Source organism: Kitasatospora sp. NPDC056783 (assembly GCF_042789895.1).
In the GTDB taxonomy this organism is placed as follows: Bacteria; Actinomycetota; Actinomycetes; order Streptomycetales; family Streptomycetaceae; genus Kitasatospora.
Genome location: NZ_JBHUAF010000305.1, coordinates 1 through 10,517 on the forward strand (window position 1 = coordinate 1; position 10,517 = coordinate 10,517).

Here is a 10,517-nt window from a genome sequence, read left to right on the forward strand (position 1 = left end):
GAGAAACACGTACAGGCCGAGGGTCTGACCGACGCTCAGGCCGGTACCGGGGTCATCACCGTCGTCCCTGGAGAAGGCCATGGCGGGCGACGACAGCAGCATCATCAGCGTGACCGTTGCGGAGACCGCGCCGGCTCGCAAAGCGTTCCTCTTGTCCACGTTTCCAACTTACTGCCTGCTTATGGGGGCGCGCGCGCCGGGGGTGGCCTGGCGGGCGGGGCTGGGGTCAGTGCGGCCCGGGCGGGGCCAGGAGGTGGGCCAGGAGGCGGGCGGTGGGGGTGGCGGCGAGGTCGTCGAGGGTGACCGGGGCGCCGGTGCCGTCGGCGACCGGGAGGCGCCAGTTCGGGTACTGGTCCCAGGTGCCGGGCAGGTTCTGCGGCCGCGGGTCGCCGACCAGGTCCGGCAGCCAGACGCCGACCAGCCGGGCCGGTGTCGCCCGCAGGAAGCCGTACAGCGCGGGCATCGTCAGCGGCTCGCCCGGCCGGAGCAGCCCGAGCCGGGCCAGTTCGGCCCGCCAGTCGGACAGTTCCGCCGCCGCTTCCTCCTGCTCCTCCCCCAGCGGCCGGACCAGCAGCCCGAGCCGGTGCCGCAGCTCGACGTGTTCGCCCGAGAGCCGGGCGGCGGTGCTGGGCAGGTCGTGGGTGGTGAGGGTGGCCAGGCAGCCCGGCCGCCAGCGGTCCGGGGGCAGGACGGCGCCGTCGGCCTGCCAGTCCCGCTCGAACCAGAGGACGGAGGTGCCGAGCACACCGCGCGCCGCCAGCTCCTCCCGCACACCCGGCTCGACCGTGCCGAGGTCCTCGCCGATCACCGCCGTCCCGGCCCGGTGCGCCTCCAGCGCCAGCACCCCGAGCATCGCCTCCGCGTCGTACCGGACGTACACGCCCTCGGTGGGCGGGTGCCCGGCCGGCACCCACCAGAGGCGGAACAGGCCCATCACGTGGTCGATCCGCAGGGCCCCCGCGTGCCGGGCGACGCCCCGCAGCAGTTCCGCGTACGGGGCGTAGCCGGCCTGGGCGAGGGCGTCCGGGCGCCAGGGCGGCAGGCCCCAGTCCTGGCCGTGGGCGTTGAAGGCGTCCGGCGGGGCGCCGACCGCGATGCCTCCGGCCAGCACGTCCTGGAGGGCCCAGGCGTCCGCGCCGTCGGGGTGGACGCCGACGGCCAGGTCGTGGATCAGGCCGAGCGCCATGCCGGCCTCGCGGGCGGCGCGCTGGGCGGCGCCGAGCTGCTGGTCGACCTGCCAGGCGAGCCAGCGGTGGAACTCGACCCGGTCTCCGAGCTCCTTCTCCGCCTGCCCGATCTGTGGGCCGTCCGGGTGACGCAGGCCCTTCGGCCAGTGGTGCCAGTCGGGGCCGTGTTCCTCTGCCAGGGCGTTCCACAGGGCGTGCCGGCGCAGCCACTCGCCCTCGCGGCGCAGGTACGCCTCGTACCCGGCCTGCCGGCCGGGGCCGCGCGGCACCCCGTGCAGCAGTTCGAGGGCCTCGCGCTTGAGCCGCCAGACGGCGTCGCGGTCGATCAGTCCGTCGTGGCCGAGCACCTCCTCCCGCAGCCGGGCGGCGCGGCGGGTCAGGTCCTCGGCGCGGTCGCGCCGGTCGCCGGCCAGGTGGCCGTACTCGGGGACGGCCTCGATCCGCAGGTGCACCGGGTCGGCGAAGCGGCGGGAGGAGGGGCGGTACGGGGAGGGGTCGGACGGGCTGGCGGGCAGGCCCGCGTGCAGCGGGTTGATCTGCACGAAGTCCGCGCCGAGGCCGGCGCCCGCCCACTGCGCCAGCTCGGCGAGGTCGCCGAGGTCGCCCATGCCCCAGGAGCGGTCGGACAGCACCGAGTACAGCTGGGCGAGGAACCCCCAGCCGCGGCCGGGGAGTCCCGGCAGCCGTTCGGGGGCGACGATCAGCGCGGCGCGGGCCGTCCGCCCCGCGCTGCGGGCGGTGAGCGCGTGCCGCCCCAGCGGCAGGTCGCCGGGCACCCAGTGCGAGTGCCCGCGCGGCAGCTCCCAGCTGCCGCCGTCCTCCAGCTCCACCCGCAGCCGCGCGTCCGCCGGCAGGTCCAGGGCGGTGCGCCGCCCCTGCCGGACCACCACGCAGGGCGGCAGCAACCGGTCCCGCTGCTCGGCCCGGTGGCGTTCCAGCGCCTCCGCCGTCTGCTGCGGCGTCCCGGCCGCCACCCCCATCGCCGCCAGCACCGCCACCAGCGTCCGCGCCCCCACCGACCGTCCGCCCGGCCCCGGGTACCGACTGTCCACCCCGTACGCCCGCGCCAGCGCCACCAGTTCGGCGGGCGGCGGCGGGGCGTCCTGTGCCGGGACCTGCCCGGCTCCGTCACTGTCGTGGTAAGCGGCCACTCGCGACTCCTGCGCTGTCTCGGCTACGCCCGGTCAGGACGACCACTTTCCTACCCGGGTGACGCCTCGATCACCCAGCGCGACACGGCGGCGCCGGGCGGAACGGCCGGGGCCCGCCCCGCCGGTCGGCGGTGGCGGTCCAGCCGTGGGGCGCGGTGAAGAGGGGGCCGCGGTCGGCCCGCCTGCTGTGCGCCCGCGCGGCCGGCCCGAACCGGCGCCGGGAGCCCGACCCCGAGAAGGCCTGAGCCCTCTCCCCGCATCCGCCGCGAACCGGCGCTGACCAGCACCGACCGCGGCCGCGCCGCCGCCGTCCGGTACCCTCCGGGCGGCGGCGTCCGTCGCTTCCCTGCCCGGCCCGACGCTCGGCCGAATCCGGCAAACCGGGCATAGCCGTCGACGGCGTTGACACCTGATCAGCCGACTGGTGGGGTTGTCGAAGATGTGGTTCCGGCCTGGCGAGGAGGCCCCTGTGCAAGCCCGTGTGTCCGTTGCGGCCGGGCGGCGGCTTCGGTCGCAGTTGGAGCAGAGTCCGGCGTTGCGCGAGGTCGTGCACCACCCCGCGGCGGTGGCGGCGCGGCAGGCCACCGCACGGACGTGCCGTCAGCTGGTGCCGCGGACGGCGGACCGGCTGATCGCCGACCTCAAGGGAACGGAGCCACTGTTGGCATCGGTGCGCGAGGAACGGGCGGAGCGCGAGGAACGGACGGAATCGGCCGGACGGGCGGAGCGCGCCGCGCGGCGGCCGGGCCGCCGGGCGCTGCAGATCGCGGCCGGAGTCGCGGCTGCGGCGGTGGTCGGCGGGCTGCTGGCCGGGGCGGTGCCCTCGACGGCGCACGCCGTCGGCTCGGCACCCGCCGTCGGTTCGGCGTCCGCCCTCGGCTCGGCGGCGGCCGTGGTGAGCGCCGCGCCGCAGACCCCGCTGGGCAGTGTGACCGACCCCAAGGTCTTCCCGAAGCCGCAGCGGCAGACGGTCGCCGGCAAGCCCGTCACGGTGCCGTCCGCCGTCACGCTGGTGACCGGGGACAAGGCGGACTTCGCCGCGATCGGGGCCGTCCGCGAGGTGCTGGAGGTCGCCGGGGCGAGCGAGGTGACGCCGCAACCGGACGCCGGGACACCGGCCGCCGGCTCGCTGGTGGTGTACGTCGGCCAGGGCACCGATGGCGAACCCGGCCGGGTGCTGCGCCAGTTGGCCGCCGCGGCCGGCGGCGGGGACGGCTCCGCGGCCTCGCCCGCGGGACTGCCGGCCGGCGGGTACGTGCTGTCGGCCGGTCAGCTGCCCGCCCAGGGCGGCGGCACGTACGGCGCCGTGGTGCTGGCCGGCACGGACGCCACCGGCACCTTCTACGCCGCGCAGAGCCTGCGCCAGCTGCTCGCCGCCGTACCGGCCGGGCAGGGGCAGGCCCCCGGGGCGGCCGGGCTCGGCCTGCCCGGGATCGCCCTGCGGGACTGGCCGACCGGCGCTCCCGTGCGCGGCACCGCGGAGGCCTTCTACGGGACCCCGTGGACCGCCCAGCAGCGGCTGGAGCAGCTGGACTTCCTCGGCCGTTCCAAGCAGAACTTCTACCTCTACGCGCCCGGTGACGACCCGTACCGGCTCTCCCGCTGGCGCACCCCCTACCCGGCCGCCCAGGCCCAGGAACTGCGCGAACTGGGCGTCCGGGCGCGGCAGAACCACGTCACGCTCGGCTACGCGATCGACCCGGGGCAGTCCTTCTGCTTCAGCTCCGGCAAGGACGTGGACGCGCTGGTGGGCAAGCTGGACGGGCTGCGCGCCCTCGGCTTCACCGCCTTCCAGCTCCAGTTCCTGGACGTCAGCTACGACGAGTGGCACTGCGGCGGCGACCGCGGCAAGTACGGCACCGGGCCCGCCGCGGCCGCCAAGGCGCAGGCCGAGCTGGTGCGCAAGGTGCGGGACCGGCTGATCGCGAAGAACCCGGGCCTCGCGCCGCTGTCGGTCGTCCCCACCGAGTACCACCAGCAGGGCTCCACCCCGTACCGCAAGGCGCTGGCCGCGGCGCTGCCGGAGGGGGTCCAGGTGGCCTGGAGCGGGGTCGGGGTGATCCCGGAGAAGATCACCGGCGCCCAGGCCTCCGACACCGCCGGGCTGTACGGGCACCCGCTGCTCACCATGGACAACTACCCGGTCAACGACGCCAGCCCGGACCGGCTCTTCCTCGGCGCCTACACCGGGCGCGACCCGGAGGTGGCCACCCGATCGGCGGCACTGCTGACCGGCGCGATGCGCCAGCCGGTGGCCTCCCGGATCGCCGTCGGCACGGCCGGGGACTTCGCCTGGAACCCGTCCGGCTACCAGCCCGAGGAGTCCTGGCGGGCCGCGGTGCGCTCGCTGGCCGGGCCGACCGGCGCCGCCGCGACGCCCGCCGGGACGGCGCTGTCCGCCGTCACCGCGCTGGCCGGGAACAGCACCTCCTCCCCGCTGTCCAAGCAGGAGTCCGGCTACCTGACGCCGCTGCTCGACCGGTTCTGGGCGGCCGCCGAGCCCACCTCCGGCGCCACCCCCGACCTCGCCAAGCTGATCGAGGCCGCCGCCCCGCTGCGGGAGGCCTTCACCACCATGGCCACCGCCCAGCAGACCCTGGCCGGCACCCCGGCCACCACCCAGCTGGCCGGCGAGGCCGCGCCCTGGCTGGGCCCGCTGCGCGACTACGGGCTGGCCGGGCAGGCCGCCCTCGACATGCTGCTGGCGCAGCACGGCGGCGACGGCGCCGCGGCCTGGAAGGCCCGGGTCGAGCTCAACCGGCTGCGCGAGCAGCTGGACCGGGCCCCGGCCACCGTCGGCACCGGGGTGCTCGGCCCGTTCCTGGAACGCGCCGTGCGCGCCGCCGACAACTGGGCCGGCGTGGGCGGCGGCGCGCTCGCCCCGACCACCACCATGGGCACCGCGCAGGACCACCTGCCCGCGCTGATGACCGACGGCGTGGCCGACACCTTCTACTGGAGCTCCGCTCCCCCGCAGCCCGGCGACTCGGTCGGCCTGGACCTCGGCGCGGGCCGCCCGGTCAGCGGCGTGACGGTGCTGATGGGCGGCTGGGGCGACGGCCCGGACGCCCGGACCGCCGTCGACGACTACATCCGCGACGGCGTCCTGGAGTACTCCACCGGCGAGGGCGGCTGGAAGCAGCTCGCCACCGTCAGGAACCAGAAGACGGTCAGCGGCCACCTCCCGCCCGGCACCGTGGTCCGGGCGGTGCGGCTGCGGGCCACCGCCGCGCAGAAGACCGCCGTCGCGGTGCGCGAGTTCACCGTGACCGCCCCGGACGACTCCCCGGCCAGTGTCAGCGGCGGCCCCGACGCCCTGCCCGGCTCCGCCGCCGCCGCCGTGCTGGACGGCAACCCGGACACCGCCTACCGGGCCGCCAAGGCGCCGACCGCGCAGGACGAGCCGCTCACCGTCGAACTCGGCGCGGCCCGGCCGCTGGACCGGCTCACCGTGCTGACCGACCCCGCCGTGCACGCCACCGCCACCGTCGCGGTGCGCCGGGCCGACGGCACCTGGGCCGACATCGGCACCGTGCAGCCCGGCTACAACGAGCTGCCGGCCGGCGGCCAGCCCGCCGACGCGTTCCGGCTGACCTGGAAGCCCGGCGGCGACCCGCCGGTGGTCAACCAGGTGATCCCCTGGTACGCGGACGCCCCGGCGGCCCGGCTCAACCTCGCCGACCCGGCCCTGGACGTGGTCACCGGCGCGGCCGCGCCCGTCCAGACCCGGGCCACCCTGGAGGCCGGCCGGCCCGAGGGCACCACCGGCGAGCTGCGCACCGAGGTGCCGGCCGCCGCCAAGGGCCTGACCGTCACCCCGGCCGGTCCGGTGAGCGTGCCGCGCGGCGGCCGGGTGGGCGTGCCGCTGCTGGTCGCGGCCGCCGCGGACACCCCGTCCGGGACGTACCGGGTGCCGGTGCAGTTCGTCTCCGGCGGCACCACCGTCCGGCAGGTCCTCCAGGTGCACGTGGTGCCGCCCACCGGCGGGCCCGACCTCGCGCTCGGCGCCAAGGCCACCTCCTCGGGCGACGAGACGGCGGACTTCCCGGCCTCGGCGGTCACCGACGGCGATCCCAAGACCCGCTGGTCCTCGCCGGCCAAGGACGACGCCTGGGTGCGGCTGGAGCTGCCGCAGGCGACCCGGCTGGGCTCGGCGGTGCTGCACTGGCAGGCCGCGTACGCCTCCTCGTACAGGATCCAGGTCTCGGCGGACGGGAACACCTGGACGGACGCGGCGACGGTGGACAACGGCAAGGGCGGCGACGAGACGGTGCGCTTCGACGCGCCCGGCACGCGCTACGTCCGGGTGCAGGGCGTGGCCCGGGCCACCAAGTACGGCTACTCGCTGTGGGGCGTCGAGCTGTACGCCGTGACCGCGCCGGCCGGGCCGGCCACGCCTGGTGCGCCCGGCACTCCCGGTGCGCCCGGTGCGCCGGCCGGGCAGTCCCGGTCGGACGGCACCCCGGCCTCGCTCGCGGTGCGCCCGCAGGCGCCCAAGCCGTAGCGGGTCCGGCGGCCACGCGGTGCCGCCGGGCGGAACGCGGCGGGCCGCCGGCTCCCCGGTGCGGGGGGCTCGGCGGCCCATGAGGCGCGTACCGACGGTGTGACGGGCGGGCCCTTGTGGAGCTGCGGTCAGGCGGAGAGCGGTTCGGGCTGCTCACCGCGGCGGACGGGGGCGGGGTGGGCGGGGTGCGCCCGGCCGAGCGGGACGGGGTGGGCCGGCTGCTCGGTGTGGTCGCGGTGCTCGTACTCCCCCCACTGCGGGGCGCGCAGTTGGTCCGCGCCGCCGTAGGGTTCCAGGTAGGGCCGCCAGCGCGGGTCCTTGATCCCGGTGCCGATGATGCGCCAGGCCAGGCCGCTGGGCGGCGCGGGTGGTCGTTTCATCCGCCAGCCGAGTTCGGTGAGGTGGCGGTCGGCCTTGGTGTGGTTGCAGCGGCGACAGGCCGCCACCACGTTGTCCCACCGGTGCTGGCCACCGCGGCTGCGCGGGATGACGTGGTCGACGCTGGTGGCGGCGGCCCCGCAGTAGACGCAGCGGCCGTGGTCGCGGGCGAACAGCGCCCGGCGGGTGAGCGGGACGGGCCCGCAGAACGGGACCCGCACGAAGCGGGTCAGACGGACGACGGACGGCGCCGGAAGGGCGCTGGTGGCGCTGTGCAGAGTGACTTCCGAATCCTCCAGGCTGACCGCCTTGTGGTTGAGGACCAGGATGAGTGCGCGGCGCATCGATACGACGCCGAGTGGCTCGTAGGACGCGTTGAGGACCAGGACATGCGGCACGGATGCCTCCTTGGACGCCTGCGACGCGTGGCTCGCGCCGGGACGAGCGGTGGGATCGCGCCACTCGTGCGCGATCTCCCCCAGTGTCGCCTTACGCCTTTGTACGGCGCCACCACTCCTGTGTAACGGACCTGAGGTGAACTCCGGGTGTGGTCTCCGTCATAGCCGGTATGCCCGGGGGAAGGTCGGGTTGCACCCGGGTGGCGGTGCCGCCCGCCCCGGCGGCTCCGCCGGGTGGCCCGCCAGGGGCGCGGTTCGGCCGTCCGGAGCAGTGCCGGACGGCCGAGGCCTCCCCGGAAGCCCACTCAGGAGGGAGCGCGCGGGTGCGTTGACGGGGCGTCCGGGAGGACGCGTACGCCCTCCCGCCGCGTCCCGGCGTGTCCCGGCGTGTCCCGGCGGGTCCGCGGGGGCGGATAGGCTGGAGCGCACGGTCCGCGGGCCGCTTGCCGGCGGTGCGGGCCCGACACGCACCCAGCCAGGAAGGTCCGCACGTGTTCAGCTCCGGTGCCACCGGCCCGTCCGACGCGTCCTTGACGCTCGCCAACCCGACACCGGCCCCGAGCCCGACCGCACAGCTGCCGGAGCTCGACCTGCGGATACCGACCAGCGCGCAGGAGGTCTCGGACACCACCCGGCAGGCCGCCAGCTGGTTCGACACCCACTGGCAGGGCTGGCTGGCCGGCGGGCTGCGGATCATCTTCATCATCGTGCTGGCCCTGGTGCTGCGGGCCGTGGTGCGCAAGCTCATCACCCAGCTGATCAGCCGGATGGCGCGCGGCTCGGAGACCCAGGAGGAGAGCCGGCTGGGCGGCCTGCTGGCCAACACCGGGGTGGTGAACACCGAGCGGCGCCAGCAGCGGTCGGAGGCGATCGGCTCGGTGCTGCGCAGCGTGGCCTCGTTCACCATCCTGGGCACGGCGGCGCTGATGGTGCTGTCCGCGCTGGGGGTGAACCTGGCGCCGCTGCTGGCGAGCGCCGGTGTGGCCGGTGTGGCGATCGGTTTCGGCGCCCGCAACCTGGTCACCGACTTCCTCTCCGGGGTCTTCATGATCATGGAGGACCAGTACGGCGTCGGCGACGAGATCGACACCGGGGTGGCCAGCGGCACCGTGCTGGAGGTCGGCCTGCGGGTGACCAAGCTGCGCGGCGCGAACGGCGAGATCTGGTACATCCGCAACGGCGAGGTGAAGCGGATCGCCAACATGAGCCAGGGCTGGGCGACCGCCTCGGTGGACGTGCAGGTCGGGTACAAGGAGGACCTCGTCCGGGTCGAGGAGCTGATCCTGGCGACGGCCGAGGAGATGGCCAAGGAGGCCCCGTACGACGAGCTGATCTGGGCGCCGGTGTCGATCCTGGGCGTGGAGTCGGTCGCCCCGGAGTCGGTGGTGCTGCGGGTCGAGGCCCGGACCGCGCCGGGCAAGGCGGCCTCGGTGTCGCGGGCGCTGCGCCAGCGGCTGAAGGCGGCCTTCGACCAGGCCGGGATCAAGGTCAAGGAGGAGGCCCCGGTGGCGCCGGTGGCCGGGGCGACCGGGGTGGTCATCTCGCCCTCGCCGGCCCCCGCCGCCGAGCAGGCCGCGCCCTCCGCGCTGGCCGACCCGGCCTCCCCGCGCTACCGGGCGACCGAGCCGATCCCGGCCGCGAAGGGCGCGGACGACACGGCGAAGCCGTAGGCCCCGGCCGAAGGCCCGCTCCCACCACGGTGGGGGCGGGCCTTCGCGCTGTCCGGGCGAAGCCGGTGCGGCGGTCTGTCACGGCCTGCCGCACCTGCGATCAAATGCGGCGAACCTTTCCTGGCTGTTCGTCAACCATCTTCGGCGGCACTGGTATGTTCCAGGCGTGAACCGCGACACCGGCGATCTCATCTCTCACCTCGGCCGACCTCTGCGGCTGATCGTCACCGGCGGCGGAACGGGTGGCCACACCTATCCGGCGCTCACGGCGATCCGCGCCCTGCGCTCACGCCTCGCCGCGGCGGGCGGCGCACTGGAGGTGCTGTGGATCGGCACCGCCGCCGGCCTTGAGGCCAAGGTGACCGCGGCCGAGGGCATCCCGTTCAGGACCGTCGCCACCGGGAAGATCCGGCGCTACGCCAATCCGCTCAAGCTGGTGTCGCCCGCCAACATCAAGGACATGGGCCGCGTTCCCCTGGGCGTCGCGCAGGCCCGCTCCGCGGTGGCCGAGTTCGGCCCGGACGTGGTGCTCGGCACGGGCGGCTACGTCGCGGTGCCGGTCGGGATGGCCGCCCGGATGTGTCACCGGCCGCTGGTGGTCCACGAGCAGACCGTCCGGCTCGGCCTGGGCAACCGGGCCCTGGCCCGGATGGCGACCCGGGTCGCGGTCTCCTCCGAATCGACGCTGGAGTTCCTGCCCGAGGCCGCGCGCGCCACCGCCGTGGTGACCGGAAACCCGGTACGCCCCGAGGTGCTGACCGGGCAGGGTGACAAGGCGGTCCAGGCGCTCGGGCTGTGGGGCTTCGACCGTTCCCTGCCGACCGTGTACGTCACCGGTGGTGCACAGGGATCGCAACAGATCAACGAGTTGGTGAGCGAGATCCTGCCGTGGCTGCTCGGCCACGCCAACGTGGTCCACCAGTGCGGGCCCAGCCACGAGGAGCGGCTGCGGGATCGGGCGGCGGCGCTGCCGGACCACCTGCGCTCCCGGTACCTGGTGACCGGATTCGTCGGCCCGGAGCTGCCGGACGTGCTCGCCCTCGCGGACGTGGTCGTCTCCCGCAGCGGCGCGGGGACGCTGGCCGAGCTGACCGCGTTGGGCCGGGCGGCCGTGTTCATCCCGCTGGCGACGTCGGCCGGGAACGAGCAGGAGCACAACGCCCGCCATCTGGCCGACGTCGGCGCTGCGGTGGCCCTGCTCGGGCGGGCCGCGCCGGACACCCTCCAGG

The 10,517-nt window shown here is 75.9% G+C and carries 4 protein-coding genes and 1 pseudogene; 3 read left to right on the plus strand and 2 right to left on the minus strand.

The window, feature by feature from the left end; translation table 11 throughout:
* Positions 1 to 226 precede the first annotated feature (226 nt).
* The gene (malQ, locus tag ACFRMQ_RS30965; RefSeq protein ID WP_380734017.1) at positions 227 to 2,338 is read right to left on the minus strand and encodes a 4-alpha-glucanotransferase; all 2,112 of its coding nucleotides are present in this window, start codon (positions 2,336 to 2,338) and stop codon (positions 227 to 229) included.
* 535 nt (positions 2,339 to 2,873) lie between these two features.
* Here malQ and ACFRMQ_RS30970 point away from each other — a divergent pair.
* Positions 2,874 to 6,842, plus strand: coding sequence for a beta-N-acetylglucosaminidase domain-containing protein (locus tag ACFRMQ_RS30970; RefSeq protein WP_380734018.1), 3,969 nt, complete (start codon positions 2,874 to 2,876; stop codon positions 6,840 to 6,842).
* Positions 6,843 to 7,108: 266 nt separating this feature from the next.
* Here ACFRMQ_RS30970 and ACFRMQ_RS30975 read toward each other — a convergent pair.
* Positions 7,109 to 7,618 (minus strand): annotated as a pseudogene (locus tag ACFRMQ_RS30975) (HNH endonuclease); the annotation flags it as partial.
* A gap of 491 nt (positions 7,619 to 8,109) precedes the next feature.
* On the opposite strand from ACFRMQ_RS30975, the gene ACFRMQ_RS30980 reads away from it, so the two are divergent.
* Positions 8,110 to 9,288 (plus strand): mechanosensitive ion channel family protein, encoded by a 1,179-nt coding sequence (locus tag ACFRMQ_RS30980; RefSeq protein ID WP_380734019.1) that lies wholly within the window; start codon positions 8,110 to 8,112, stop codon positions 9,286 to 9,288.
* 166 nt (positions 9,289 to 9,454) lie between these two features.
* The coding region (locus ACFRMQ_RS30985; RefSeq protein ID WP_380734020.1) for a glycosyltransferase at positions 9,455 to 10,517 on the plus strand (1,063 nt) is incomplete at its 3' end.